The organism is Saccharothrix longispora (genome assembly GCF_030852425.1).
Lineage (GTDB): Bacteria > Actinomycetota > Actinomycetes > Mycobacteriales > Pseudonocardiaceae > Actinosynnema > Actinosynnema longispora.
The window spans coordinates 60,250-86,540 of the sequence record NZ_NSDM01000003.1; the positions used below are offsets into that span (position 1 = coordinate 60,250).

General features: G+C 74.5%; 20 protein-coding genes and 2 pseudogenes. 9 read left to right on the plus strand and 13 right to left on the minus strand.

Translation table 11 applies throughout. From position 1 onward, the window contains the following. Positions 1-8: 8 nt before the first annotated feature. A complete protein-coding gene (locus CKY47_RS08210; protein WP_306745068.1) occupies positions 9-1,232 on the minus strand; it encodes a PP2C family protein-serine/threonine phosphatase in 1,224 nt (407 codons plus the stop codon). Between the two features lie 217 nt (positions 1,233-1,449). Here CKY47_RS08210 and CKY47_RS08215 point away from each other — a divergent pair, with 217 nt between their 5' ends. The 3 genes from CKY47_RS08215 to CKY47_RS08225 are packed head-to-tail and all read left to right on the plus strand — an operon-like array spanning position 1,450 to position 4,387. Continuing rightward, on the plus strand, positions 1,450-2,685 hold the full coding sequence (locus CKY47_RS08215) for a cytochrome P450 (protein WP_306745069.1): 1,236 nt from the start codon (positions 1,450-1,452) through the stop codon (positions 2,683-2,685). Next, complete coding sequence (locus CKY47_RS08220; protein WP_306745070.1) at positions 2,682-3,647, plus strand: ATP-binding cassette domain-containing protein; 966 nt, start codon at positions 2,682-2,684, stop codon at positions 3,645-3,647. The genes CKY47_RS08215 and CKY47_RS08220 overlap by 4 nt, the downstream gene beginning before the upstream one ends. After that, positions 3,644-4,387 carry an ABC transporter permease gene (locus tag CKY47_RS08225; RefSeq protein WP_306745071.1) on the plus strand — a complete coding sequence of 248 codons (744 nt, stop codon included), beginning with the start codon at positions 3,644-3,646 and terminating at the stop codon, positions 4,385-4,387. The genes CKY47_RS08220 and CKY47_RS08225 overlap by 4 nt, the downstream gene beginning before the upstream one ends. Here CKY47_RS08225 and CKY47_RS08230 read toward each other — a convergent pair. From CKY47_RS08230 to CKY47_RS08260, 7 genes and pseudogenes are all read right to left on the minus strand, one after another. Next, the gene (locus tag CKY47_RS08230) at positions 4,371-7,508 is read right to left on the minus strand and encodes an AfsR/SARP family transcriptional regulator (RefSeq protein ID WP_306745072.1); all 3,138 of its coding nucleotides are present in this window, start codon (positions 7,506-7,508) and stop codon (positions 4,371-4,373) included. The two genes, CKY47_RS08225 and CKY47_RS08230, sit on opposite strands and share 17 nt — an antisense overlap. A gap of 88 nt (positions 7,509-7,596) precedes the next feature. Then, positions 7,597-8,073, minus strand: coding sequence for an SRPBCC family protein (locus CKY47_RS08235; RefSeq protein WP_306745073.1), 477 nt, complete (start codon positions 8,071-8,073; stop codon positions 7,597-7,599). 86 nt (positions 8,074-8,159) lie between these two features. Then, complete coding sequence (locus tag CKY47_RS08240) at positions 8,160-9,584, minus strand: WGR domain-containing protein (RefSeq protein WP_306745074.1); 1,425 nt, start codon at positions 9,582-9,584, stop codon at positions 8,160-8,162. Between the two features lie 132 nt (positions 9,585-9,716). Further along, positions 9,717-9,890 carry a CsbD family protein gene (locus tag CKY47_RS08245; protein ID WP_306745540.1) on the minus strand — a complete coding sequence of 58 codons (174 nt, stop codon included), beginning with the start codon at positions 9,888-9,890 and terminating at the stop codon, positions 9,717-9,719. A 282-nt stretch (positions 9,891-10,172) separates the two neighbouring features. Further along, positions 10,173-10,940 (minus strand): annotated as a pseudogene (locus tag CKY47_RS08250) (MerR family transcriptional regulator); the annotation flags it as partial. Further along, positions 10,903-11,442 carry a VOC family protein gene (locus tag CKY47_RS08255; protein WP_306745075.1) on the minus strand — a complete coding sequence of 180 codons (540 nt, stop codon included), beginning with the start codon at positions 11,440-11,442 and terminating at the stop codon, positions 10,903-10,905. The pseudogene CKY47_RS08250 and the gene CKY47_RS08255, both read right to left, overlap by 38 nt. 44 nt (positions 11,443-11,486) lie before the next feature. Beyond that, positions 11,487-12,989, minus strand: coding sequence for an ArnT family glycosyltransferase (locus CKY47_RS08260; RefSeq protein ID WP_306745076.1), 1,503 nt, complete (start codon positions 12,987-12,989; stop codon positions 11,487-11,489). Between the two features lie 142 nt (positions 12,990-13,131). Here CKY47_RS08260 and CKY47_RS08265 point away from each other — a divergent pair, with 142 nt between their 5' ends. From CKY47_RS08265 to CKY47_RS08275, 3 genes are read left to right on the plus strand one after another with little or no spacing between them, the layout of a single operon-like run. Continuing rightward, on the plus strand, positions 13,132-13,572 hold the full coding sequence (locus tag CKY47_RS08265) for a helix-turn-helix transcriptional regulator (protein ID WP_306745077.1): 441 nt from the start codon (positions 13,132-13,134) through the stop codon (positions 13,570-13,572). Between the two features lie 10 nt (positions 13,573-13,582). Continuing rightward, positions 13,583-13,993 (plus strand): VOC family protein, encoded by a 411-nt coding sequence (locus CKY47_RS08270; RefSeq protein ID WP_306745078.1) that lies wholly within the window; start codon positions 13,583-13,585, stop codon positions 13,991-13,993. A gap of 40 nt (positions 13,994-14,033) precedes the next feature. Beyond that, complete coding sequence (locus CKY47_RS08275) at positions 14,034-16,412, plus strand: ATP-binding cassette domain-containing protein (protein WP_306745079.1); 2,379 nt, start codon at positions 14,034-14,036, stop codon at positions 16,410-16,412. 83 nt (positions 16,413-16,495) lie between these two features. Here the strand turns inward: CKY47_RS08275 and CKY47_RS08280 are convergent, their stop codons facing one another. Further along, the gene (locus CKY47_RS08280) at positions 16,496-17,749 is read right to left on the minus strand and encodes a pectate lyase (protein ID WP_306745080.1); all 1,254 of its coding nucleotides are present in this window, start codon (positions 17,747-17,749) and stop codon (positions 16,496-16,498) included. A gap of 338 nt (positions 17,750-18,087) precedes the next feature. Further along, on the minus strand, positions 18,088-19,224 hold the full coding sequence (locus CKY47_RS08285) for a winged helix DNA-binding domain-containing protein (RefSeq protein WP_306745081.1): 1,137 nt from the start codon (positions 19,222-19,224) through the stop codon (positions 18,088-18,090). A gap of 51 nt (positions 19,225-19,275) precedes the next feature. Here CKY47_RS08285 and CKY47_RS08290 point away from each other — a divergent pair, with 51 nt between their 5' ends. After that, positions 19,276-20,289 carry a helix-turn-helix transcriptional regulator gene (locus tag CKY47_RS08290; RefSeq protein WP_306745082.1) on the plus strand — a complete coding sequence of 338 codons (1,014 nt, stop codon included), beginning with the start codon at positions 19,276-19,278 and terminating at the stop codon, positions 20,287-20,289. Here CKY47_RS08290 and CKY47_RS08295 read toward each other — a convergent pair. Beyond that, positions 20,249-21,094, minus strand: a complete 846-nt coding sequence (locus tag CKY47_RS08295; RefSeq protein ID WP_306745083.1) for a helix-turn-helix domain-containing GNAT family N-acetyltransferase — start codon at positions 21,092-21,094, stop codon at positions 20,249-20,251. The two genes, CKY47_RS08290 and CKY47_RS08295, sit on opposite strands and share 41 nt — an antisense overlap. 96 nt (positions 21,095-21,190) lie before the next feature. On the opposite strand from CKY47_RS08295, the gene CKY47_RS08300 reads away from it, so the two are divergent. Both CKY47_RS08300 and CKY47_RS08305 read left to right on the plus strand, forming a co-directional pair. Then, positions 21,191-22,492: an NAD(P)-binding domain-containing protein gene (locus tag CKY47_RS08300; protein WP_306745084.1), complete on the plus strand. Its 1,302-nt coding sequence runs from the start codon at positions 21,191-21,193 to the stop codon at positions 22,490-22,492. A 41-nt stretch (positions 22,493-22,533) separates the two neighbouring features. After that, positions 22,534-22,707 (plus strand): annotated as a pseudogene (locus CKY47_RS08305) (MFS transporter); the annotation flags it as partial. Positions 22,708-23,015: 308 nt separating this feature from the next. On the opposite strand, the gene CKY47_RS08310 reads toward CKY47_RS08305, so the two are convergent. Both CKY47_RS08310 and CKY47_RS08315 read right to left on the minus strand, forming a co-directional pair. Continuing rightward, positions 23,016-24,485 (minus strand): AMP-binding protein, encoded by a 1,470-nt coding sequence (locus CKY47_RS08310; RefSeq protein WP_306745085.1) that lies wholly within the window; start codon positions 24,483-24,485, stop codon positions 23,016-23,018. Positions 24,486-24,532: 47 nt separating this feature from the next. Continuing rightward, the gene (locus CKY47_RS08315; protein ID WP_306745086.1) at positions 24,533-26,278 is read right to left on the minus strand and encodes a glycosyltransferase; all 1,746 of its coding nucleotides are present in this window, start codon (positions 26,276-26,278) and stop codon (positions 24,533-24,535) included. Positions 26,279-26,291 lie beyond the last annotated feature (13 nt).

Below are 26,291 nucleotides of genomic sequence, written 5' to 3' on the forward strand. Positions count from 1 at the left end.
CGGCCGGGTCACAGCGTGGGCAGCAGGGCGGACTGGTCCGTGGTGGTCCACTCCAGCAGCAGGAGGGTGGCGTCGTCCTGGAGCCGCCCGTCCTGGTGGTCGAGCACGGCGCGCACGACGCGGCGCAGCGTCTCCGCCGCGGGCAGGCCGCCGGCCTCGTGGCGTTCGGTCAGGTCGACCAGCCGGTCCAGGCCGAACTGCTCACCGTCGGGGTCGCGGGCCTCGATGACGCCGTCGCTGTAGAACAGCACCCGGTCGCCGGGCTGGAGCTGCTCGGTCAGCACGACCGGCTTGCCCCCTCCCAGGTGCCCCAGCCCCAGCGGGGTGGTGCCCTGCGCGTCGAGCACCCGCACCACCCGGCCGCCGCGGATCACCACCGGCGGCGGGTGCCCGGCGTTGAGGTAGCCCAGCTCGCCGGTGTGCAGGTCCAGCCGCGCGAGGAACGCCGTGGCGTACGAGAACGAGTCGGCCGGGCGGTGCGCGGTGATCGTCTCGTCGGCCAGCGCGGCGGTGGCGACGAGGTCCGCGCCGGCGCGGCGGGCGTTGCGGGTCGCGGCCAGCGCGATCGAGGTGGTCAGGCCGGCGTGCAGGTCGTGGCCCATCGCGTCGAAGATCGCCACGTAGGCGCGGCCGTCGTCCACGGCGTAGTCGAACCCGTCCCCGCCGACCTGGTCGTAGGGCTCCATCGCCGCGACGATCACCACCCGGTCGGTGGCGAACACCTTCGGCGGCAGCAGCTGCCACAGCAGCTCGGAGGCCACCGACAGCGGCCGGGTGCGGCGCACGCGGTGGAACAGGTCGCTGTAGAGCTGCTTGCTCAGCACGAGGTGGGCCATCTGGCCCGACAGCGCCCAGCAGCGGGAGCGCAGCACCGTGTCCTGCGGGTCGGCACCCTCGGGCAGGGTGAACCGCACCACGCCGAGGCGCTCGGTGCTGTCCAACAGCGGCACCCACAAACACGGCGACCCGCCCTCGCCGCCGGAGACGACGATCTCCGACCGGGTGAACGCCCGCCCGGCCACCGTCGCGTCCACCGACATCGACGCACCGCCCCGCGGCCTGACCGGGTGCAGCTCCCGCTGCCCCAGATCGGCCAGGTACAGCTCCGCCACGACCCCGACCAGCGCCGCGGCGTCGTCGATGATGCCCGGCAGGTCCTCCGCCGTCGCCAGGTGCGACCGGTTGACGACCTGTACGAGCACCGACTGCCAGCTGCGATCTTCTTCGGGCACGCACGAAGGGTAGGCGACCCCGGCCGCGATTCCCCCACCCCGCCGACGCCGACCGCGCCCGCGGCGCCACCCCGCGTCGACAACAGGTGGTCCGCGCCCCGCACCGGGAGTGGAACGCCATGGTTCGGACCCGACGTGGGCGGGTGTCAGGGCCGTGACAGGTCCGTGTCAGGTCCACCGCTGATCGTGGTCGCACGACCCCGCGAGAGGACATCCGATGCCCCAGCCCGTCCCCGTCCCGCACGGCCTGCCCGTGGACCGCGACGCGGGCCCGTTCGACCCGCCCGGCGCGATCACGCGGCTGCGCGAGGCCCGCCCCGTCAGCCCCATGCTCTTCCCCGACGGCCACGAGGGCTGGCTCGTCACCGGCTACGCCGCGGTCCGGCAGCTCATGGCCGACACCCGGTTCAGCTCCCGCCAGGACCTCGGCGTCCTGCACGTGCCGTACGAGACCCCCGGCATGCCGGTCGCGACCGAGCCGTCCCCGCAGGTGCCGGGCCTGTTCATCTCGATGGACCCGCCGGACCACACCCGGTTGCGGCGGATGCTCACCGGGGCCTTCACCGTCAAGCGCATGAAGCAGCTCGAAGAGCGCGTCGTCGAGGTCGTCGAACGGCAGCTGGACGAGCTGGCCCGCCTCACGCCGCCGGTCGACCTGGTGAAGGAGTTCGCGCTGCCCGTGCCCTCGCTGGTGATCTGCGAGCTGCTCGGCGTGCCCTACGCGGACCGGGCGGGCTTCCAGGGCGATTCCGCCACGTTCCTGGAGAGGGACGTGACGCTGGAGGAGAAGATGGCCGCGTACGGCAGCCTGACCTCCTACCTGGCCGAACTGGTCACGCGCAAGCGCGCCGCGCCCGACGACGACCTCCTGTCCGACGTGGCCCGCAACGCCGACGTCACCGTCGAGGAGCTGACCGGCATCGCCTTCCTGCTGCTGCTCGCGGGTCACGAGACCACCGCGAACATGCTGGCGCTGGGCACGTTCGCGCTCCTGGAGCACCCCGGGCAGCTCGCCGCGGTGCGCGCCGACGCCGCCCTGCTGCCCGACGCCGTCGAGGAGCTGACGCGCTACCTGTCCATCGCCGACGTCTTCTACCGCTACGCCACCGAGGACGTCGAGCTGGGCGGCGAGACGATCACCGCCGGGTCGACCGTCGTCGTCTCGCTGCTGGCCGCCAACCGCGACCCCGAGCGGTTCGAGGACCCCGACAGGCTGGACGTCCGCCGCAAGGCCCGCGGTCACCTGGCGTTCGGCCACGGCGTCCACCAGTGCCTGGGCCAGCAGCTCGCCCGCGTCGAGATGCGCGTCGGGTTCGAGGCGCTGCTGCGCCGGTTCCCCGACCTCGCGCTCGCCGTCCCGGCCGGCGAGGTGAGGCTCAAGAGCGACATGAACATCTACGGCGTCCACGAGCTGCCGGTCACCTGGTCGGACGCGCGGGAGGTGTCGGCGTGACGAACTCGGCGATCCTGGCTTCCGGGTTGCGGAAGTCCTACGGGGACGAGGTGGTGCTCGACGGCATCGACCTGGACGTCCGCGAGGGCACGGTGTTCTCCCTGCTCGGCCCGAACGGGGCGGGCAAGACGACGGCGGTGAACGTGCTGACCACGTTGTCGACCGCCGACGCCGGGACGGTGCGCGTCGCCGGGCACGACATCGCGACGGAGACCAAGGCGGTGCGCGCGGCGATCGGGGTCACCGGCCAGTCCGCGTCCGTGGACGAACTGCTGACCGGCCGGGAGAACCTCCGGCTGATGGCGGACCTGCACCACCTGCCGCGCGGCGAGGGCGGGCGGGTCGTGGAGCACCTGCTCCGGCGGTTCGACCTGGAGGAGTCGGCGGGCAGGTCGGCCTCGACCTACTCCGGCGGCATGCGCCGCAAGCTGGACCTGGCGATGACGCTGGTCGGCAGGCCCCGGATCATCTTCCTGGACGAGCCGACGACGGGCCTGGACCCGCGCAGCCGACGGACGATGTGGGGCATCGTCCGCGAGCTGGTGGCCGAGGGCACGACCGTCTTCCTCACCACCCAGTACCTGGAGGAGGCCGACCAGCTCGCCGACCGGGTCGCCGTGCTCGACCAGGGCGGACTGGTCGCCCAGGGAACCCCCGAGGAGCTGAAGCGGCAGGTCCCCGGCGGTCACGTACGGCTCCGGTTCGCCGACGCCGGGCGGCTGGGCGCGGCGGCGCGGGCCGTCGCCGGTTCCGCCCCCGACGAGGACGGCCTGGTCCTGCGGGTGCCCAGCGACGGCCGGGCGAGGTCGTTGCGGGTCCTGCTGGACCGGCTCGACGAGCACGCGATCGACGTCGAGGAGCTCACCGTGCACATGCCGGACCTCGACGACGTCTTCCTCGCCCTCACCGGTCACCCGAGCACGGGGACCGCCCGCGTCGGGACGGAGGCCCCGGTCCGATGAGCACCGATTCGGCGATCATGCTGCGCCGCAACCTCAAGCACACCCTGCGGAACCCGGTCACGCTGTTCAACGCCGTCTTCCTGCCGGTGATCATGATGCTGATGTTCGTGTACGTCTTCGGCGGCGCGTTCGACGTCGGCGTCGACTACGTCGACTACGCGACGCCGGGGATGCTGATGATGACCCTCGGGTACGGCCTCGGCGCCACCGCGGTCGCGGTCAGCTCGGACATGACGAAGGGCGTCATCAACCGGTTCAAGGTCATGGACGTCTCGCGCGGCGCGGTGCTGACCGGGCACGTCGTCTCCACCGTGGTGCGCACCGTGCTCGCCCTGGCGGTGATCGTCGGCGTGGCCTTCCTGATGGGGTTCAGCCCGCAGGCGACGTTCCCCCACTGGCTCGCCCTGACCGGCCTGCTGGTGCTGACGAGCTTCGCGGTCGCCTGGCTGACCGTCGCCCTGGGGTTGGCCGCGAAGTCGGTGGAGTCCGCGGGGTTCGCCACCGTGCCGCTGATCATGCTGCCGTTCTTCAGCAGCGCGATCGTGCCGGCCGACAGGATGGGGCCCGGCGTCCGGGAGTTCGCGCGGTACCAGCCCTTCACGCCGATCATCGAGAGCGTGCGCGGGTTCTTCGACGGCACGCCGTCGAGCGGCCACACGATCGCCGCGGTCGCCTGGTGCGTCGGGATCTCCGTCGTCGGCTACGCGTGGGCGCGCGCGAAGTTCACCGCGCGAGCGTGACCGCGGCCAGCTCCCGCCAGCTCGCCCGCGCGCCCTCCAGGGTCGCCTCGGTGAACCGCGCGTCACCGAGGCGGCTCCGCGCTTCCCGCTCGATCCGGGTGGCGTCGGGGTGGCAGCGGTCCGGCCGGCCGCGCACGCCGTCGCCCGCCGCGAGCAGCCGCGCGGCCTGCTCGGGCTGTTCCCGGCGCAGCGCGAGGTCCGCGAGGCCGACGAGCACCTGCGCGATCAGGGGCGCCTGCTCCGTCCCGGCGACGGTCTCGAAGGCCGCGGCGCGGTGCGCCAGGGACTCGTCGACGTCCTCGGCGAGGTAGCCGAGCAGGTCCTGCGCCACCGCGTGGACGGAGGACCGCCCGGCCTTGTCGCCCAGCAGGGCCGTCGCGACGTCGAGCTGCCGGCGCGCCTGCCCGGCGTCGCCGCGCCAGCGCGCCAGTTCCGCCTTCGCCAGGGCCAGTTCGGCCAGCGCGTCCGGCCAGGCGACCTGCTCCGCGTACCGCTGGGCCTCCGCCATGGCCGCCGCGCCGGCCTCCTCGTCCCCCGCGAGCCAGTACAACTGGGCCTGCCGGGGCCGCATCGCCACGACGTCGTCGAAGGCGCCGACCTCGGTGACGACCGCGATCGCCTGCTCGTAGTGCTCGCACGCCGCCGCGAACTCGCCGCGCATGGCGATCCGGTTCGCCAGCTCCGTCAGGGCGAACGCGGTGCCCCACCGCTCCCCGATCGCCCGGAACTCGGCGAGCGCGGCCTCCAGGTAGGCGTCGGCGTTCTCCTCGTCCCGGCCGAGCAGGATGCGCATCTTGCCGAGTTGCAGCCGGCCGACGGCGCGCACCCAGGGGTCCTCGTGGGCGAGCAGCGGTTCGAACCCGGCCACGAACGCGTCCGGCCCGTGCAGCAGGCGCTCCAGCGGGGCGATGAACGCCAGCACCGGGTGCCCGCCGCGGTCGTCCCCGCTGAACCGGTGCGCCTCCCTGATCCACTCCTCCGCCTGGTACTGGTCGTTGCGCCCGGCGGTCATGAACATCGCCAGGAACCCGTACGCCCGCGCCCGGACCTCGTCGGTCGCCTCGCCGGGCGTCCCGGTCGCCGCGACGAGCAGCTCGTGGGCCTCGGCCTTGTGCCCGCCGAGCCACCAGTACCAGCTCGCGGCGGCGGCGAGCCGCATCGCCCCCTGCGCCTCGCCGGCCGCGAGCGCACCGCGCATCGCCGCCGCGATGTTGTCGTGCTCGGCCTCCAGCACGGCGAGCCACTCCACCTGCTCGGCGCGGCGGAGGTGCGGCTCGGCGGTCTCGACGAGTTCGGTGAAGTGCGCGAGGTGCGCGTGGCGGGCCGAGTCCGACTCCCCCGCCTCCGCGAGCCGGTCCCCGGCGTACTCCTTGACGGTGCCGAGCATCCGGTAGCGCGGCGCCCGGTCGCCCGCGGTGACCACGAGCGACTTCTCGGTCAACGCGGTCAGCAGTTCGAGCACCTCCCCCGGCTCGACCCCGTCGCCCGAGCAGACCCGTTCGGCCGCCTCCAGGTTCGCGCCGCCGGCGAACACCGAGAGCCTGCGCAGGACCACCCGTTCGGCGTCGGTGAGCAGCTCCCAGCTCCAGTCGATCACCGCGCGCAGCGTCCGGTGCCTCGGCAACGCGGTGCGGCTGCCGCCGGTCAGCAGGCGGAACCGGTCGTCGAGCCGGTCGGCGAGCTGGTCCAGCGACATGGTGCGCAGCCTGGCGGCGGCGAGTTCGATGGCCAGCGGCATCCCGTCCAGCGCCCGGCAGACGCGCGCCATGGTCGACGACGTGCGGGCGTCGACCGCGAGGTCCTTGCGCACCGCGCCGGCCCGGTCGCGCAGCAGCAGGACGGCCGGGGACGACTCGACCGCGCCCGGGTCGGCGTCCTCGTCGGGCAGGGCGAGCGGCGCGACCTGCCACAGCGCCTCGCCGGTGATGCCGAGCGGTTCCCGGCTCGTGGCGAGGACGCGCAGCCGCCGGCACTCCCCCAGCACCCGGTGGGCGAACTCCGCCGCCGAGTCGATCACGTGCTCGCAGTTGTCGAGGACCAGCAGCACCTCGCGGTCGCGGATGGCGGCGACCACCCGTTCCACCGGCTCCGCGTCCGGCGGTCCGCCGAGGAGCGCGTCACGCAGGCCGAGGGCGGCGAGCGTCGCGTGCGCCACCTCGCCGCCCGCGCCGAGGGGGGCGAGTTCGACCAGCCAGGCGCCGTCGGGCAGGTCGCCGAGCAGCGTGCGCACCGTTTCCGCGGCCAGCCTGGTCTTCCCCGAGCCGCCCGGTCCGATGAGGGTGGTGAGCCGGTGCCCGGTGACGAGTCCGCGGACGGCGGCGACGTCGTCGTCCTTGCCGACGAAGCTGGTCAGCTCGGCGCGCAGGTTGGTCCTGCGGTCCTCCTCGGGCCGTCCCAGCTCGCCGCGCAGCAGGGCGACGTGCAGCGCGGACAGCTCCGGCGAGGGGTCCGCGCCCAGCGAGTCGGCGAGGGCCTCCCGCGCGCGCTGGTACGCGGCCAGCGCCTCGTTGCCCCGACCGGCCGCGCCGAGGGCGCGCATGAGCGCGGCGACGAGCCGTTCCCGGGCCGGGTGGGCGGCCACCAGGTCGGTCAGCTCGGCGACCGGTTCCGCGCCCCCGCCGAGGGTGATCTCGGCTTCGAACCGGTCCTCCAGCGCGGTCAGGCGCAGCGCTTCGAGCCGGGTGACCGCCGCGTCGAACGCCTCGCTGTCCCGGAGTCCGACGTCCTGCGCGGCCGCGCCGCGCCAGGTGTCGAGGGCTTCCCGGAGCAGCTTCGCCCGGTGCCCGCCCTCGACGCCGCGCGCCCGGCCGACGAGGCGCTCGAACCGGACGGCGTCGACGGAGTCGGGTTCCACCAGCAGTCGGTAACCGCCGGCCTGCCCGTCGACCACGCCGCCCGGGAGGGCCCGGCGGAGCCGGGAGGCGAGGCGCTGCAAGGCGTTCGCCGCGTCGGTCGGCGGGTGCTCGCCCCAGATCCAGTCGATCAGCGCCGCCTTCCGGACCACCCGGCCGGGGTCGAGCGCGAGGGCCATCAGGAGCGCCCGCAACCGGGCACCCGGCACGTCCACCGGGGTGCCGTCGTCCGCGTGGACCTCGAACGGTCCCAGCACCCCGATGCGCATCGGCCCATGATGCCGCAGCCGTCGGACAGGCCGCCAACCAGTGCCGAAAGGGGAACGGCGCCCCGGGTCGGGCACCGCGCCCAGCCCGCTAGGCGCCCGCGGAACCTGCTTCGAGGTACGCGGCGAGGTTCGCCAACGACGACGCCAGCCCGGCCGCGTGGTCCTCGGCGGAGATGCCGTCGGGCACGTCGTCGGCCCGGATCTCCACCCGCGTGCCGGCGCCCGCGGGGGTGACCTCCCAGGTCATGGTCATCGTGCCGGCGTAGGCGGGGTCGGCGGACTCGAACTCGACCGCCTGCACCACGCGCACGCCGGGGACGACGTCGACGAACCGCGCCTCGACGACGTCGGAGTCGGCAGTGGCCTTGCCGGGCGCCGCCGAGGCGTCCGCGTAGGTCAGGACCAGCCGGTAGGAACCTCCGGGACGCGCGTCGAACCGGTCGAACCTGCCGGTCATCCCCTCGGGCGGCAGCCAGGTTTCGAGCGCGGCCGGGTCGACGAGGGCGGCGTACACCCGTCCCGGCGGGGCGGCGATGACGCGGGAACCCGTGTCGGTCCGTGGCATGGCGCGATCCTAGGCGGTCGGTACCGCGCGGCGCCGGGATTTCGCCCCGGTGGGGGCGGTGGGCGCGACCCGGCGGACCGGCGGTGTCAGCGGAGGCGCTTGATCTCGCCCCTCGTGCGGTAGAACGAGCCGCCGGCCGAGGTGAGGACCTCCGACACCAGGTAGCGGGCGCCGGGCACCCTGATGTTCTTCGGGAACTGCACGCCCCACGTGCGGTCGTAGCCGTCCGAGACCACGCGCACCCTGACCCGGCCGCCCTCCCGCACGCACTCGACCACCACGCCGTCGCCCGGCGCCGCGTGCGTGACGACCTCCACCTCGGCGGTCGCCTCCACGCGGTCGATGCTGCCCGCCTTGATGTCCTGGCGGGGCGGGAGCTGCCCCTGCTCGGCCGCGTGCACGGCGGCCGGGCTCGCGTCCAGGCAGGCCAGCGAACCGTCCGTCGTCACCAGGTAGAGCCGTTCGTCGCGGTACTGCATGGAGAACGCCGAGCCGCACCCGGTGGCCAGCTTCCACAGCCTCGTGCCGTCGGCGGCGAAGCAGTACACGGAGGACTGGTTGTCGCCGGCGAAGACGAACTCGCCGCCGGGCGAGGTGGCGCAGGAGAACACGGGCGCGTCACAGCGGTAGACGGCCGTCTCGCGGCCGTCCGACTTGGCGAACCTGTGCACCCGGCCCCGACTGGTGCCCGCGAAGACCTCGGTGCGCTCCTGCCAGCCGAACAGCACCTCGCCGACCGTGTCGGCGTGCCACGCCCGGTGCCCCCTGCCGGTGTAGTGGGTGACGCCCCGGGAGTGGCCGTGGAAGACGCCTTCCGGCGCGCAGCGGACCATCCAGGCGCTGTCGCCGGTGGCGGGGCACGACCACTGGAACTCGTCCTCGTGGTCCACCACCGTCACCCGGCCCTGCCGGTCGGACACGCCGAGCACGCCGTCGTGGATGTCGAGCCAGTAGATGTCGACGTCGTCCGCGATCTCGTAGGCGACCCGGGGCACCTTGGCGCCGAGGTCGTACACCTGGCCGTCGTCGCACCCGGCGTAGATCCAGAAGTCGTCGGCCACGATGCACTTGACGGCGTCCGGCAGCCCGAACCTGCCGGTGACGCGGCCGTCGTGGGTGAGGGTGTAGACGTCGCCCTTCTCGTTGCCGACCCAGGCGTGGTCCTCGCCGATGAAGATGCCGAACGCGGGGGCGCCGGACGCGAACCGCCACAGCACCGGGGCCTGGTGGGCCGTCGAGCGGGTGCTCACGATCTGCCGCCGGCTCACCGCCCGGCGCCCGCGCGCGCCCTTGACGGCGGGGGCGTAGCCCTTGCGCACCTTCTCGCCGATCTTCTTCTCGGCCGCCTTCAACGCCTTGGCGTGGTCGGCGAACGTCGCGCTCCGGACCTGTCCCTGCTCCCCGATGCGCCCGTAGGTGATGGTGACCTCGGTGTCGTCGACCCGCACCTCGTAGAACTTGTGCGCGCCACCGCCCGTCTCGGACAGTTCCAGGTACGTCGTCGCAGACATGGGTCCGGCCCCCTCTTCGCGTGATCTTGGCGGCACGCTACCGGGGGGCACCGACAATCCCGGTCGGCACGCGGACGCGGCGAGGGGGCCCTGGGCGTCGATCCGCCCGGGGCCCCTCGACAGCCGCCGCGATCAGCTCTTGAACACGTCCTTGACCTTCTCGCCGGCCTGCTTCAGGTTGCCCTTGACCTGGTCGCCCTTGCCCTCGGCCTCCAGGTCGGGGTCGTCGGTGGCCTCGCCGAGCGCTTCCTTGCCCTTGCCCTTGAGCTCGTCTGCCTTCGCTTCGAACTTGTCGTCTGCACCCATGGTGGGGACATACCCCCCTCGGCCGGGGTGAAACCGGTCGACGGGCGTGAGAGCCGTCCCGTCGCCCTGGGTGATCGACGGCGGGCGCGGTTCACGGCGTCCCGGGCCTCGGGGTTGTCGGAGGGGGACGTCGTGGGCGCCGGGAACTGCTCGCGGAGCGCGACCACGTGCCGGTGGCGTTGGACGGTCCGGTCGCCGGGGAGGTCCCGGACGTGCGCCCTGCTCCCACGTCGCGGTGTCGGGGTCGATGCCGTGGGCGCGCGCGCCGGCGTCGACGATCCGGCGGAACCACGTGGCCAGGCCGGCGCGGATGCCGTCGTAGTGGGCGGCGAACGCCGGATCGGCCTCGTACCCCCTCACCAGGCAGACCTGCATCCGCCTGGTGAGGGGGAAGAACGAGGCGAAGACCTCGCGGTGCCGCTCGACGAGCCGGTCCGCCTCCGGGCTGCCGGGGGCGACGCCCGCGTCCATGGCGTCCGCGAGGGCGCGGTCGAGGTCGGTGACGGCGTCGGCGACGGCCCGCCACTCCTCCGCCCCCCGGGAGGCCGAGCGCTCGGCGTACTGCTGCCACTGCGCCGTGTCCCCGTAGCGCCGGCGGGCCTGGGCGGGCCAGTCCGGGTCCCACCGGGGGCCGAAGACCGCGGCCTGCTGCTCGGCGGTCAGCAGCAGGCCGCGCTCGTGGGCCCCGATCATCCGGTCCAGTCCGTCGCCGAGCCGCCGGAGGCGGTCGATCCGCTCGGTCACCTGGGTGCGCTGCGCGCGCAGCGCGGCCGGCACGTCGGCGGTCGAGTCGTCCAGGACGGCCCCGATCCTGTCCAGGCCGAGCCCCAGCTCGCGGTAGACGACGACGCGGTGCAGGCGTTCCAGGTCGCCGGCGGTGTAGAGCCGGTACCCGGCGGCCGTGCGCAGCGACGGTCGCGCCAGGCCGATCTCGTCCCAGTGGTGCAGCGCGCGGACCGTCACGTCCAGGCGCGCCGAGACCTGGCCGACGGTCAGGCCGTCGGCGTCGGCGTCATCGGGCATGCTCCCCATTGTCACCCCGGTCCGCATCCGGTGGCGTGATCCCCATGGCTTCGAGGTTCCGCGCCTCGGGGCTCGCCGGGTCGAAGGGCTTCGCCGCGGTGAAGACGACCCGCGCGTTCTCCGGGGTGATCACCTCCACGTCGCGGGTGTTCCAGGGGGTGTCCCGCGGACCGTCCACCGAGGCCGGTCGCAGCGCGCGGCACGCCTCGACGAGGGGGTCGACCTGGCCGAGCACGCACGCGAAGCTGACGCCCAGCGCCGGCGCCCGCGCGGGGACGTCCGCGGCCGAGACGAGGAGCACGTCCTGGAACGCCCACCGGCGCAGGTGCACGAGCGTGCCGGGGATGCCGAACAGCTCGAAGAACCCGAGCCCGCGGACCCAGAAGTCCACCGACGCGGCCAGGTCGTCCGTGGGGATCGTCACGAAAGCGGGCATCCCGTAGATGCCGCGGAACGGCTCCGGCGGCACCGCGTCCGGGCCGGGCGTGGGCACGGGGCTGATCTCGAAGGCGTTGTAGTAGTCGCTCACGGGCCCCACCTTCCGGCCTCACGCGGCGTGAGGGTCAAGCCGGTTCAGTCCAGGTGGCGGACGCGGGGCCAGAGGTCGGCCCACGGTTCGGCGATCCCCTCGCACAGCCACACCCGGCCGTCCTGCTCCTTGTTGTCGATGCCCCGGTCGTTGCGGGTGGTGGCGACCACGCGGAGGTCGCGGCACGCGTCGCGGGCCCACCCGGGCGGCCCCGGCCTGGTGCCCGGGCGGACGATCAGCGCCGCCGTCGCCGTGTCGGGCGGGTGGCCCCAGTAGCCGTAGCCCCGGTAGCCGCTGTGGACGGTCGGCAGGCCCAGGTCGCGGCCGTAGCGCTCCAGGGCGGCCGCCTCGCCGAAGTTCTCGGTCACCACCGCGGTGTTCCCGGGCGCGGGCAGGGACCGGTGGACCTCGGCCACGGTCCTGGCCAGCTCGGGCCAGCCGAACTGCTCGGCGGTGAGCCCGTTCAGCTCCACCACCGGGATGTCGTCGAGTCGGTCCACCGGCACCACGGGCAGCGCGAGCGGCACGATGAACGCGGCCGACGCGATCAGCGACGTGCCCACGACGAGCCCGCGGGCGCGGGCGCCGCGGGCCAGCCAGCCGTCCACCGCCAGGCCGCCGGCGGCGAGCAGCGCCGGGTACGCGCCGAACAGGTACATCGGCGACCCGGCGGCGAGGACGAACACCACCACCAGGAGCACCCACGCCACGCCCAGGAACCGGAACGGTCGGGCGTCGGGCGAGCGCAGCAGCCGCACCAGGCCCGCCACCCACAGCGGCACGAGCAGCGGACCGACGTAGAGCAGCTGCGCGGGCAGGAACGCCACCCGTGCGCCGTTGCCGCCGTTCCCGCTGATGACCGCGGCCATCTCCAGCTGCGGCCAGCCGTGCGCGAACTGCCACAGCAGGTTGGGCGACCACAGCAGCAGCGCCAGCAGCGCACCGGCGGCCGGCCACGGCCCGCGCAGCACCGACCGGGGTCCGACCAGGACCAGGCCGACGACCGCGCCGGCCGCCACCACCGCGATCTGGTACTTGTTCAGCAGCCCCGCGCCGAGCACCGCGCCGGCGACGAGCAGCAGCCGCCGGTCACCGGTGCGCACCACGCGCGCGACGAGCCAGGCGAGCGCGGCGGACAGGCAGATGTCGATCGTCGTGGTGTGCAGCATGTGGCCGGGCACCAGCACCGGCCCGGACAGCGCGGCGCCGAGGACCGCGACGAGCTGCGCCCGCCGCCCACCGCCCATCTCCCGGGCGAGGAGCCCGACGAACAGCACCGTCCCGCCGGCGGCCACCGCGGCCGGGACCCGCAGCGCCACCAGGGAGTCCGGCGCGACCGCGTCCGCCAGCGCCGCCAGGAACGGCGTCAGCGGCGGCTGGTCCGGGTACCCCCACGCCAGGTGCCGCCCGGCGGCGAGGAAGTACAGCTCGTCACCGTGGTAGCCGTAGCCGCCGGCGAAGGCCACCAGCACCGCCACCACCGCCACCGGCACGCCCACGACCCAGCGCGACAACCGCGGCGCGCCGACACCTGAGACCAAGACCATCGTCGATTCCCCCAGTGAGTGCGAGGACTCGAAACTAGGCCGCCGGGGGCGCCGCCACGATGGGGCGCGCACCAGGGAGTGCGGTGGGGCCACCCCCCTGATCCGCCCTCCGGTGTCGGTGGCGCGACGTACGATCACGCGGGTGAGCAGCAAACCCGTCCCCGCGCGCCTGCGGGACCTCGCGCGCCTGCGCCGGGTCCGCGACCGGATCGACCGGGAGTACGCGCAGCCGCTGGACGTCGAGGCGCTCGCCCGCGGCGCGAACATGTCCGCCGGGCACCTGAGCCGCCAGTTCCGGCTCGCCTACGGGGAGTCGCCGTACGGCTACCTGATGACGCGGCGGATCGAGCGCGCGATGACGCTGCTGCGCCGCGGCGACCTGAGCGTCACCGAGGTCTGCTTCGCGGTCGGCTGCTCGTCGCCGGGCACCTTCAGCACCCGGTTCGCCGAGCTGGTGGGCATGCCGCCCAGCACCTACCGCGAGCAGGCGGCGGGGGCCACCGAGGGCATGCCGGCGTGCGTGTCGAAACAGGTCACCAGACCGGTCAGGAATCGAGAAGCGCGGTCCCCGGGCCGCACCTAGTGTGACCGCCATGGATCTCACCATTCACCAGACCTACCTCCCCCAGGACGACCCGGACGCGGCCCTGGCGTTCTACCGGGACACCCTCGGCTTCGAGGTCCGCAACGACGTGGGCTACAACGGGATGCGCTGGATCACGGTCGGTCCGCCGAACCAGCCGGGCACGTCCATCGTCCTGCACCCGCCCGCCGCGGACCCCGGGGTCACCGAGGACGAGCGGCGCACCGTCGTCGAGATGATGGCCAAGGGCACGTACGCCGGCATCAACCTGGCCACCGGGGACCTCGACGGCACGTTCGCGCGGCTCCAGGCCGGTGACGCCGAGGTCGTCCAGGAACCCACCGCGCAGCCGTACGGGGTGCGCGACTGCGCCTTCCGCGATCCCGCGGGCAACCTGATCCGCATCCAGGAAGTGCGCTGAGCCGTCCCGCGGACGGGGCCGGAACCGAGAGGGAGACACGATGAGCAGGGGCACGGGGTCGCCCGAGCCGCACGCCGCCGACAGCCACGACCTGATCAGGGTGCACGGCGCGCGCGTGAACAACCTCAAGGACGTCAGCGTCGAGATCCCCAAGCGCCGGCTGACGGTGTTCACCGGGGTCTCGGGCTCGGGCAAGAGCTCGCTGGTCTTCGGCACGATCGCCGCCGAGTCGCAGCGGATGATCAACGAGACCTACAGCGCCTTCGTGCAGGGCTTCATGCCGACGCTCGCACGGCCCGAGGTCGACGTGCTCGACGGGCTGACCACGGCCATCATCGTCGACCAGGAGCGGATGGGCGGCGACGTCCGCTCCACGGTCGGCACCGCCACCGACGCCAACGCGGTGCTGCGCATCCTGTTCAGCCGGCTCGGGCAGCCGCACATCGGCTCGCCCCAGGCGTTCTCCTTCAACGTCGCCTCGATCAGCGGGGCGGGCGCGGTCACCCTGGAGCGGGGCGGGCGGACCACGAAGGAGCGGCGCGACTTCAAGGTCGTCGGCGGCATGTGCTCGCGCTGCGAGGGCCGGGGCTCGATCGACGACATCGACCTGACCCGGCTGTACGACGAGGACAAGTCGCTCAACGAGGGCGCGGTCACGATCCCCGGCTACAGCATGGACGGCTGGTACGGCCGCATCTTCCGCGGCTGCGGCTTCTTCGACCCCGACAAGCCGATCAGGGAGTTCACCAGGAGGCAGTTGGACGACCTGCTGCACAAGGAGCCGACCAAGATCAAGGTCGACGGCGTCAACGTGACGTACGCCGGCCTGGTCCCGACGGTGCGGAAGTCCTTCCTGTCCAAGGACGTCGAGTCAGCCCAGCCGCACGTCCGCGCCTTCGTGGAGCGGGTGGCCACCTTCACCACCTGCCCGGAGTGCGACGGCACCCGGCTCAGCGCGGAGGCGCGGTCGTCGAAGATCTCCGGCATCAACATCGCCGACGCGTGCGCGATGCAGATCAGCGACCTCGCCGAGTGGGTCCGCGGGCTCGACGAGCCGTCCGTCGCGCCGCTGCTGGGCACGCTGCGGCGCACCCTCGACTCGTTCACCGCGATCGGGCTCGGCTACCTCTCGCTCGACCGGCCGGCGGGCACGCTGTCCGGTGGCGAGGCGCAGCGCGTCAAGATGATCCGCCACCTCGGCTCGTCGCTCACCGACGTCACCTACGTGTTCGACGAGCCCACCGTCGGCCTGCACCCGCACGACATCCAGCGGATGAACGACCTGCTGCTGCGGTTGCGCGACAAGGGCAACACGGTGCTCGTGGTCGAGCACAAGCCGGAGGTGATCGCGATCGCCGACCACGTCGTGGACCTCGGTCCCGGGGCGGGCGCGGCGGGCGGCACCATCTGCTTCGAGGGCACCGTGGAGGGCCTGCGGGCCTCCGGGACCACGACCGGGCGGCACCTGGACGACCGGGCCACCCTCAAGGACGTGGTGCGCGAGCCCACCGGCGCGCTGGAGATCCGCGGCGCCGACACCCACAACCTGCGGAAGGTGGACGTCGACGTCCCGCTCGGCGTGCTCTGCGTCGTCACCGGCGTCGCGGGCTCCGGCAAGAGCTCGCTGATCCACGGCTCCATCCCCGCCGGCGCGGGCGTGGTGTCGGTCGACCAGGGCGCGATCCGGGGGTCGAGGCGGAGCAACCCGGCGACGTACACCGGTCTGCTCGACCCGATCCGCAAGGCGTTCGCCAAGGCCAACGGCGTGAAGCCGGCGCTGTTCAGCGCCAACTCCGAGGGCGCGTGCGTCAACTGCAACGGCGCCGGCGTCGTCTACACCGACCTGGGCATGATGGCGGGCGTCGCCACCCCCTGCGAGGTGTGCGAGGGGAAGCGGTTCCAGGCCGAGGTGCTGGAGTACCGGTTCGGCGGGCGCGACATCAGCGAGGTGCTGGCGATGCCGGTGACCGAGGCCGAGGCGTTCTTCGGCTCGGGCGAGGCGCGCACGCCGGCCGCGCACGCCGTCCTCACCCGGCTCGCCGCCGTCGGGCTCGGCTACCTCGGCCTCGGCCAGCCGCTCACCACGCTGTCCGGCGGCGAGCGGCAGCGGCTCAAGCTGGCCACCCACATGGGCGAGAAGGGCGGCGTCTACGTCCTCGACGAGCCGACGACCGGCCTGCACCTCGCCGACGTCGAACAGCTGCTCGGCCTGCTCGACCGGCTCGTCGACTCCGGCAAGTCGGTCATCGTCATCGAGCACCACCAGGCGGTCATGGCGCACGCCGACTGGATCATCGACCTGGGTCCGGGCGCCGGTCACGACGGCGGCCGAATCGTCTTCGAGGGCACGCCCGCCGACCTCGTCGCCGCCCGGTCCACCCTCACCGGCGAGCACCTGGCGGCCTACGTCGGCGCCTGACCGGGGCGCGACGTCGACGTGCCCCGTCCCACCGGTGACCCGGTCACCGGTGGGACGGGGCGCACCCGCGGGTCGGAGGAGGACTACCGCTGGGTGATGTCGGACGGCGAGTAGAAGCAGTTCTTGCCGTCGGCGCCCTCGCCGATCTTCTTGGGCTCGCTGCCCTTGGGCACGCCCTGGTACTTCTCGCAGATGGTCGTGCTGCCGTAGACCGTGATCCGCGAGAAGCGGGCGGTGTCGCCCCAGTTGGTGTTGATGCCGGCCAGCACCTTGGTGGAGCGGGCGGTGATGCCGTCCATCACCACGTGGCGCTGGTACGAGGTGGCGCAGTTGCCGCACGCCCGGTAGAACTTGCCGGCGCTGTGCACCTGGAAGTTGCGGATCGTGAGGGTGCCCCCGCCGTTGTGCTGGAACACCTTGTCCGACGCGGACTTCGCGCCGCCGCCGTCGACGAGGTAGGTGGCCGAGGAGCTGGAGGCCTTGAACGTCGCCGCGTCCTCGCCCACGTCGTTCCACCAGACGTTGCGGATGGTGCAGGAGCCCTCGCAGTGGATGCCGTCGCCGGCCGGGGCGTCGATGATGACGTTCTGGATCGTGCCACCGTTGGCCACGGTGAACATCGGGTCCTGGCCCTCGCCCTGACCGCCGTCGCCGATGCCGTAGTAGCGCTTCATGCCGCCGTCGAAGAACGTGCCGGCGTTCTTCGTCGTCGTCTGGTGCACGCTGCCGGTGTCGCTCGGCCACGGGCCGCTGCCGTCACCGCCGCCCGGCTGCTGCGACGTGGTGGTCGTGGTCGTCGTGCGCGTGGTCGTGGTCGTGCCGGTGGTGGTCGTGGTGGGGTTCCCGCCGCCCGACGGGGTGAAGACCCACTGCTTGGTGGCGGCGCTGTCGCAGGAGTTGGTCTGCACCAGCGCGCCGGCGGCGGTGGAGTTGTCCTTCAGGTTCATGCACTTGCCGCCGTTGGTGTCCACCACGCGGTAGTTGCTGCCGCTCTGGGTCAGCGACCAGGTCTGGCCCGCGCTGCCGCACGCCGCCTGCTCGATCACCTTGCCGGCCGACGTGGACGCGTCCCGCACGCCGACGCACAGCCCGCTCCCGACCGAGGTGATCCGGAAGCCGCCGCCGACCGACGCCAGCGTCCACTGCTGGCCGGCGCCGCCGGTGCACGCCGCCTGCCGGAGCTGCGCGCCCGCGGACCCGCCGGGCGCGTCGAGGCAGTGGCCGCCGGCCGCGTTGGTGATCGTGTAGGTGCCCGCGCCGACGGCGGCCTGGGCGGGCGCCGCGCTCGGCCAGGCCGCGAGGGCGGCGGCCAGCACCGTCGCACCCGCGGCGGCCACCAGGCTCAGGTGCCACCGCCGCGGCCCACCCCGCCGGGCAACCCGCGTCGTCGAAGGTCGATCCGGTGTTCTCATCACAACTCCGCTTCTGACTTTCCCGAGGCGTCGAGGCAGGCTTTTACAACCTCGTTCGCGCAGGAGGGAAAAAGGCGACAACCACCTTCCCTTCGAATGCTAGACGGGACGGAAGCACCTGGTCAACGGCGGTTTTCGGGCGTTCGCCGGAACACCTGTCGAACGCAATCGAACGACGAGGTCAATGCGGTCGAATCATATTTGTGAACAGAATCCAGGGCGCATCGGTCACATTCGTGAACAAAACCGGAACCCGCGCGGCCTCAGGCGGGGTCGGCGACGCGCACCCGGTCGCCGTCGTGGTCGGTGAGGAACGACGCCAGCGCGCGCCCCTCCTCGGCCACGGCGTCGCGGTCCGCCCGGGAGAGGGCGCGCAGCGGCGTGACGACCACCGCGTCCCCCTCGACCCGCCAGGTCGCGGCGACCCTGCCGTCCACCAGGACGACGCGTTCGCCGGCGACCGACAGGCCCCGGTGGGCGGTGTCGATGATCCGGGTGCGGTCGTCGTAGCCGAGGATCGCGTTGTCGAACGCGGGCAGGTAGCGCACGGGCGCCGGGGTGTCCGGGTCGGGGCGCGGGGCGTCGGGGAGGTCCAGGAGTTCGCGGCCCCGCTCGTCGCGGAAGGCGACCAGCTCCCCGCGCAGCGCGGCCACGGCGGCGGGCAGCCCGGCCAGGCCGGACCAGGCGCGCAGGTCGGCCGTCGCCGCGGGGCCGTACGCGGCCAGGTAGCGCCGCACCAGCACCCGGCCGACCGGGTCGTCGCCCCCGGGGGCCGGAGGGTCGACCTCGCGGCCCAGCCAGGTGGCGAGCGGGGCGTTGCGCACGCCGCCCTTCGCGCGCCACAGCCCGCGCGGCGGCACCTGGGCCACCGGGACCAACGCGGCGACCAGCAGCTCGCCCAGGGGCCGCGGCGGCGTCGTCGGCCACCGGTCGGCGACCGCCCGCACGAGTTCCGCCGCGGTGCGGGGCTCGCCGTCGGCCAGCACGGCCCGGCCCGCCGCCGCGAGGGCGTCGAAGTCGATGCCCTCCAGCTCACGGCGGTAGGTGCCGACGACCCGCTGGCGCAGCATGGCGTCGTGGCGGGAGCGCCAGGCCAGGACGTCCTCGGCGGTGAGCAGGTGCACGGTGCGGCGCATGAGGTGCGTGCGGACCACGGCCCGCCCGGTCAGCAGGTCCGAGAGCGCCGCCGGGTCGAACGCGCGCAGCCGCGACCAGAGCCCGACGAACGGTTCCTGCGGTTCCTGCGCCTGGAGGCCGCACAGGTGGGCGACGGCGTCGACCACCGGCACGTCGGCGCGGTCGAGCAGCAGTTGCCGGGCGAGCGTCGCGCGGTTGAGCGCGCGGGTGTCCAGGACGGTCACGGTGGCGGCGTTCCCTTCGATGTCGCGGAGGACGAGCATCGCAGCCGATGCGGTCGGGAACTGTCCGCTATTCGTGACAGCATCGGTGTCGTGCCGAAGACCTCAGCCCGGTTGCTGTCCCTGCTGTCGCTGCTCCAGGCGCGCCGGGACTGGCCGGGCGCGCTGCTGGCCGAGCGGCTGGGCGTCAGCCCGCGCACCGTGCGCCGCGACGTCGACCGCCTGCGCGGGCTGGGCTACCCGATCGCGGCCGCGAAGGGCCCGGACGGGGGCTACCGGCTCGGCGCGGGCGCGGACCTGCCGCCGCTGCTGTTCGACGACGAGCAGGCCGTCGCCCTCGCCGTCGCGCTCCGGACCGCGAGCAGCTCCGGCGCGGGCGTCGAGGAGGCCGCGGCACGCGCGTCGACCACGGTCCGGCAGGTCATGCCCGCCCGGTTGCGCCACCGCATCGACACGCTCCGGGTCACCGCGGTGGGGCGGGCCGCGAGCCCCCCTGTCGACAGCGGCGTGCTCACGGCGATCAGCGCCGCCGTCCACGCCCGCGAGGTGCTGCGCTTCGACCACGCGTCGGGGGCCGGCGACGGCGAACCGGCCCCGCCGCGCCGCGTGCAGCCCCACCACCTCGTCGTCCGGGGCGGGCGCTGGTACCTGGTCGCCTGGGACCTCGACCGCGACGACTGGCGCACCTTCCGCGCCGACCGGATCACGCCGCGCACCCCCACGGGCCCCCGCTTCACGCCGCGCGAGCTGCCGGGTGGCGACGTGGCCGCCTTCGTGGCCGCCGCGTTCCGGGGCTCGGCCGACGGCGACTGGCCGTGCCGCGGCGAGGTGATCCTCGACCTGCCCGCCGCGGTCGTGTCCCGCCACGCCGACGACGGGCTGGTGGAGGCGCTGGGCCCGGACCGCTGCCGGCTCGTCCTGGGTTCGTGGTCGTGGGCCGGCCTGGCCGCCGCCGTCGGCAGGTTCGACGCCGACCTGGAGGTCGTCGGGCCGGTCGAGCTGAGGGACGCGTTCGCCCGCCTGGCGCGCCGCTACGCGGACGCCGCGGCGCGCTGGGGAGCGCGGCCTAGCACCGGGGGTCCGCCCCGGCGCGGCGTTCGAGCATGACGGTGTCGCGCCACACGCCGTGGTGCCGGGCGATGCGCTCGCGGACGCCGACGGTGCGGAAGCCCGCGGAGTGGTGCAGGGCGATGCTGGCCCGGTTCTCCGGGAAGATCGCGGTCTGCAACGTCCACAGGCCGGCCTCGTCGGCGGCGGTGACCTGCTTGTGCAGCAACGACTTGCCCACACCGCGGCCGCGGACGCCGTCGCCGACGTAGACCGAGGTCTCGGCGACGCCGGAGTAGCACTCGCGGGCGGAGACCGGGGTGGCGGCGGCCCAGCCGGCGACGCGGCCGTCGACCTCGGCGACCCAGCGGTGCTCCGGCAGCCACTTCGCCTCCAGGGTGCGGCGGCTGGGCGTCTCGGTCTCGAAGGTGGCGTTGCGGGTGGCGATGCCCTCGCCGTAGATGCGGCGCACGTCGGCCCAGTCGTCGTCGGTCATGGCGCGCACGGTGACGTCGGCGGGCAGGTCGGTCGGGCAGCACGGGCGGGTGACGATCGTGCCCATCACGGCGTCGGCGGCGTGCGGCAGGCCGGTGCAGCAGGCCGGGTTGACCGAGACCAGCGTGGCGGTGCCCTCCTTGCGCAGCCGCACGAACCCGACGTCGGCGAGCTTGCGCAGGTGGTGCGAGCAGGTGGACTGGCTGATGCCCAGGGCCTCGGTGAGCGCGCCCACGGTGATCTCGCCGGGCCGCGTGGCGACGGTGTGCAGCAGCCGGACGCGGGTCGGGTCGGCCAGGCAGGCGAACCACTCGGCGTAGGTCGTCGCGTCCTCCGGTGCCAGGCCGGGTGCGGGCATCGTCGTCGTCATGGCCCCAGTCTATCGACAGGCGCCGTTGTGTCCATCGAGTATCTTCGATACATTCGGGTCGGTTCAATCGACGATGGACGATGAAAGGAGTGGCTCGTGAGCGAGCTTCCGGTGGTCGTGGTGGGTGCGGGGCCGATCGGGTTGGCGGCGGCGGCCCACCTGCTGGAGCGCGGCGTGCGGCCGCTGGTGCTGGAGGCGGGCGCGCAGGCCGGTGCGGCGGTGGCGCGGTGGAACCACGTGCGGCTGTTCTCGGGGTGGTCCGAGCTGGTCGACCCGGCGGCCCGGCGGCTGCTGGGGAGCGCGCCGGACGGCGAGGCGTGCCCCACCGGGGCCGAGTGGGTGTCGGAGTACCTCGCGCCGCTGGCCGACGCCCTGGGCGGGCACGTGCGGTACGGCGCGCGGGTGGTCGGGGTCGCCCGCCGGGGGCGCGACCGGGTGGTGGACGACGGGCGCGACCGCGAGCCGCTGACCGTGCACGTGGAGACGGCCGACGGCGAAGAGCGCATCGCGGCCCGTGCCGTGGTGGACGCCTCCGGCACCTGGGGCACCCCCAACCCGCTCGGCGGCGACGGCCTGCCGGCGGTCGGCGAGCGCGCGGCGGCCGAGCGGATCGCCTACCGGGTCCCGGACGTGGTCGCCGAGGCCGGGCGGTACGCCGGCAAGCGGGTCGCGGTGGCGGGCAGCGGGCACTCGGCGCTCACCGCGCTGGTGGCGCTCGCGGGACTCCCCGGCACGCACGTCACGTGGCTGCTGCGCCGGGGCGCGGTCGACGCGGTGTTCGGCGGCGGCGAGGCCGACCAGCTGCCGGCGCGCGGCGCGCTGGGACTCCGGGCGCGGGACGCGGCGCGGGCCGGGCACGTGGAGGTCGTGACCGGTTTCCGCACGGCGGTCGTGGAGCGCGACGGCGACCGCGTGGTGCTGGTGTCCCAGGAGGGCCGCCGGCTGGCGCCGGTCGACGAGGTCGTGGCGCTGACCGGGTTCCGCCCCGACCACTCGTGGCTCTCGGAGGTCCGGCTCGACCTCGACCCGGTGCTCCAGGCGCCCACGGGGCTCGCCCCGCTGGTCGACCCGAACGTGCACTCCTGCGGCACGGTGTACCCGCACGGCGCGGCGGAGTTGCGCCACCCCGAGCCCGGCGTGTACCTGGTCGGCATGAAGAGCTACGGCCGTGCGCCCACGTTCCTCGCCCTGACCGGGTACGAGCAGGTCCGCAGCACCGCGGCCGAGATCGCCGGCGACCACGAGGGCGCGGCGAAGGTCGAACTCGTGCTGCCCGAGACGGGCGTGTGCGGCGGTTCCGGCGTCTTCGACGAGACCGACGGGTCGGAGGGGTCCGGCGGGTGCTGCGCCCCGGCCGTCACGGAGCTGACGCTGACCGCGCCGGGCGCGCGGCCCTGAGGTCCGGCCCCGGGGTCCGGCCCCGGGGTCCGGCGGCCCGCCGCGTCCGGGCGCTCACCGCCGTGACCCTGGTCGGCGGGCTGGCCGGCACGGTGTTCGCCCCGCTCACCGCCGGCATCGCGCAGCACCTCGACTGGCGCGGCACCTACCTCGTCCTCGCCGGGCTGTTCGGACTGGTCACCATCCCCGCGCACGCACTGGGCCCGCGCCTGCCGTGTTATCGGGGTGGCGGTGAAGGCGTGCGCAACGACGCCGGCGGTGATCGCCGACGCGTGTGTCCTGCGCATTCCTCGACTAGCGGGCGCCCCGGAACCGGGAGGAAGCCGGGGGTGCGCGGTGGCCGCGGGCCGTGCCACTACGTGAGGGACCGGCGGAATTCTCCACACCCACGCTTCCTCCTCGTCGAGGCCGGCGGGTGCGGTCAGTGTTCGACCGGCTCCGCGGAGTTGTCAACGATTGTCGTAACGTTGCGAAATATTCGTCCCGCGCCGCGGCGTGAATTGCGCGGGATGATTCCGACGGCTCAGGCGCGCCACCCGCGCACCACGTGGCGGCGCAGCTTGCCGGACCCGGTGCGGGGCAGCGACGGCACGAACACCACCGAGCGCGGCACCTTGTAGGCCGTCAGGTGCGCGCGGGCCAGGGCGGTGAGGGCGGCGGCCAGCTCGGCGTCGCCGACCGGCTCCTCCCCCGCGGGCACGTCGGCCCGCACCACGTAGGCGCGCAGCCGGGCGGGACCGCCGTCGTCGTCGGTCACCGCGCACACCGCCGCCTCGCGGACCAGCGGGTGGCCGGCCAGCAGGTGCTCGACCTCCAGCGGGTGGAGCTTGATCCCGCCGACGTTCTCGACGTCGTCCAGCCGGCCGGTGACGCGCACGAAGCCGTCCACGTCGACCGAGGCCGTGTCGCCGGTGGCGTACCAGTCCCGGGTGCGGCGGGGTCGGCCGTCCTCGTCCAGGCCGAGGGTCACCGTCGGCCCGCGCACCTGCAACCGGCCCACCACGTCCGGCTCGACCGGCGTGCCCGCGTCGTCCACCACGCGCACCTCGAACGGCGGCAGCGCGCGCCCCACCGTGCCGACCCGCCGCGCGGCGCGGGTGTTGTGGGTGAACGCCTGCCCGACCTCGGTGGTCCCGATGCCGTTGAGCAGCCGGTCGCCCAGCACCCCCATCAGCCGCCCCTCCAGCGCCTCGGAGAGCACCTCGCCCCCGGTGGCGGCGACGCGCAGCTTCGCCAGCAGCTCGCTGCCGGGGTGCGCGACGAGCCTGCCGTAGAACGTCGGCACGGCGAACAGCGCGGTCACGTCGTACTTGTCCACGATGGCCAGCACGTCGTCCACCCGCGGCGGTTCCGGGTTGAGCACCACGTGGCTGCCGCTCATGAGCGGGAACAACAGGGAGTTGCCCAAGCCGTAGGCGAAGTACGCCTTCGACACCGAGTGCACGACGTCGTCGGGCCCCAGCCCCAGCGCGGGCACGGCGAACGTGCGGTGGTGCACGGCCGGGTCGCCGTGCAGCTGCGGGCACAGCCGGGGCACGCCGGTCGTGCCCGAGGTGAACGTCGCGTACACCTGGTCGTCGTCGGCCCGCGGCACGACCGGCGCCGGCTCCGCGCCGGCCAGGCCGGCGAAGGTCGTCACCGGGCACCCGGTCACCGGCGGCACGTCGCCCGGCCGGTGCACGACCAGCGCGGGACGCGCGGACGCCAGCGCCCGGCGCAGCTCGTCGCGGTGCAGGCGGTGGTTGACCGGCACGGCCACCGCGCCGGCGTGCACGGCGCCCAGGAACGCCAGGACGAGGTCCGTCCCGTCGTCGAGCAGGAGCACGACCCGGTCACCGGGCCGCACGCCCTCGCGGACCAGGGCGCCGGCCACCCGGGCCGCCCCGTCGTAGACCTCGGCGTGCGTCAGCAGCGCACCGTCCACCTCGTAGGCCGGGCGGTCCAGCCACCCGCCGGCGGCGGCTCCGGCGCGCAGCGCGTCGACCAGGTTCATCCGACTGCTCCCCCTGCTCCGGCCCACCCGCGTCCCGGGTGGGCGCGTCAACGACCCGATCCCCCCGCGACGGGCAGCGCGGCCACCTCGACGCACCACGCCCGCACCACGTCGAACAGCCCGCCGACCGCGTCCAGGCCGGTGGACGGCGCGGGGCCGCCGCGCAGCGCGCCGACGAAGTCGACGTACGCGCCGCTCACCGGCGGTGCGACGAGGTCCGCGGCCCGCTCGCCCGCCTCGCCCGTGACGGAGACGCGGAACCGGGGGTCGCCCCGGCCCACCTCGACCGTCCCGGTCAGGCCGCCGGCGACCGCCCGAGCCCGCACCCGGTGCGGGGTCGCCTCCAGGGTCCGGACCGCGGTGACGGGCACGCCGAGCACCCGTTCGACCGCGTCCAGCACGTCCGGGCCGAGGTCGGCGACGACGTCGCGGTCGGCCGGCGAGGGCTGGTCCAGCCGCACCGCGAAACCTCGCGGCGCCCCGCCGTCGGTGACCGCCTTGCCGAGCGCGATCAGCTCGGGGTGGTGCGCCCAGGGCAGGTCCACCGAGCACCGGCCGGGCGCCTGCCGCGCCGCCTCGACCAGGCGCGGGAGGTCGTCCACGGCCTGCTTGCCGAGCAGCACGCGCAGTCCCCGGCGCAGCGCGGTCAGCACCGCGCCGGTGTCCGGGGCGCGCACCACGACGCCCTCCGCCGGCACCGCCTCCACCAGCCGCGTCCCGTCGCGCAACGCCCAGGGCGCGCCGTGCGCGCGTGCGGCGGGCAGCAGGGCGCGCACGTCGGGGTCGGCCACGCCGACGACGCGCACGCCGGGCACCGCGCCCACGTCCGGCGTGCCGGCCCCGCCGACCAGGAGGACCCGCACGTCGGCGGGCCGCGCGGTGGCCAGCGCGCCGTCGCTGGCGAAGAAGCTGAGGTCGGCCGACCCGGGGTCGGCGAGCACCGCCACCCTGGGCCGGTCCAGGTCGGAGTAGTCCTTCTCGACCGGCACCCACGCCAGGTCCTCGGCCGTGTGCGCCGGTCCGGCGGCGAAGACCTCGGCCCAGCGGGCGCGCAGCACGCGGGTGTGGCGCTTCCAGACGGGCAGCTTGTCGTGGCCGACGTGGTTGAACGTGGTGCCCTCGAAGTGCCGCACCGCCACCGAGCCGACGTAGCGCAGGCGCTCGCCGGCGGCGCGCAACCGGCAGCACAGGTCGACGTCCTCGCACAGCGAGACGGGGTCGAACGACTCGTCGAACCCGCCGACCCGGCGGAACGAGCTGTGCCGGACCATCAGCGCGGCGGTGGGCGCCCAGACCTGGTCCCGGTGCGCCCGGTGCTCGGCTCCGACGGGTCGGCCGCGCCCGACCGCGCCGATGCGCCCGTCGGTGGTGGCGCCTCCGCCCGCGCACTGCACCAGCCCGGACCCGCCGGGGTAGAGCAGCAGCGGCGACACCGCGCCCAGGCCGGGGTCGGCGGTCAGCTCGGCGGCGAGCGCCTCGACCGCGTGCGGCTCGTCGACCAGCACGTCGTTGTCGAGGAAGAGCAGGAACTCGCCGCGCGCCGCCGCCGCGCCGACGTTGCGGCGCTCGCTGCCGCCGCGGTCGTCCTCGTGGCGCAGGACCGTCAGGGGGTGCGGGTGGTCGAGCCCGGCCAGGTGCTCGGCGGTGCCGTCGCGCGAGCCGTTGTCGACCACGACCACCTCGAGGTCCCCGGAGGCGTTCGCGAGGGACGCCAGAGCCCTGCGGGTGTACTCCAGGCGGTTCCTGACCAACATCACGACCGAGACCAGGCCCGGTACCGGGGTCGGGTTCACGCTGCACCCTTCG

Bases quoted from the DNA above. Each gene is read 5' to 3' on its own strand.
- CKY47_RS08215 (WP_306745069.1), top strand. From the start codon at position 1,450: ATGCCCCAGCCCGTCCCCGTCCCGCACGGCCTGCCCGTGGACCGCGAC.
- CKY47_RS08295 (WP_306745083.1), bottom strand. From the start codon at position 21,094: ATGACGACGACGATGCCCGCACCCGGCCTGGCACCGGAGGACGCGACG.
- CKY47_RS08225 (WP_306745071.1), top strand. From the start codon at position 3,644: ATGAGCACCGATTCGGCGATCATGCTGCGCCGCAACCTCAAGCACACC.
- CKY47_RS08260 (WP_306745076.1), bottom strand. From the start codon at position 12,989: ATGGTCTTGGTCTCAGGTGTCGGCGCGCCGCGGTTGTCGCGCTGGGTC.
- CKY47_RS08285 (WP_306745081.1), bottom strand. From the start codon at position 19,224: ATGCTCGTCCTCCGCGACATCGAAGGGAACGCCGCCACCGTGACCGTC.
- CKY47_RS08230 (WP_306745072.1), bottom strand. From the start codon at position 7,508: ATGCGCATCGGGGTGCTGGGACCGTTCGAGGTCCACGCGGACGACGGC.
- CKY47_RS08240 (WP_306745074.1), bottom strand. From the start codon at position 9,584: ATGTCTGCGACGACGTACCTGGAACTGTCCGAGACGGGCGGTGGCGCG.
- CKY47_RS08235 (WP_306745073.1), bottom strand. From the start codon at position 8,073: ATGCCACGGACCGACACGGGTTCCCGCGTCATCGCCGCCCCGCCGGGA.
- CKY47_RS08310 (WP_306745085.1), bottom strand. From the start codon at position 24,485: ATGAACCTGGTCGACGCGCTGCGCGCCGGAGCCGCCGCCGGCGGGTGG.
- CKY47_RS08270 (WP_306745078.1), top strand. From the start codon at position 13,583: ATGGATCTCACCATTCACCAGACCTACCTCCCCCAGGACGACCCGGAC.
- CKY47_RS08245 (WP_306745540.1), bottom strand. From the start codon at position 9,890: ATGGGTGCAGACGACAAGTTCGAAGCGAAGGCAGACGAGCTCAAGGGC.
- CKY47_RS08275 (WP_306745079.1), top strand. From the start codon at position 14,034: ATGAGCAGGGGCACGGGGTCGCCCGAGCCGCACGCCGCCGACAGCCAC.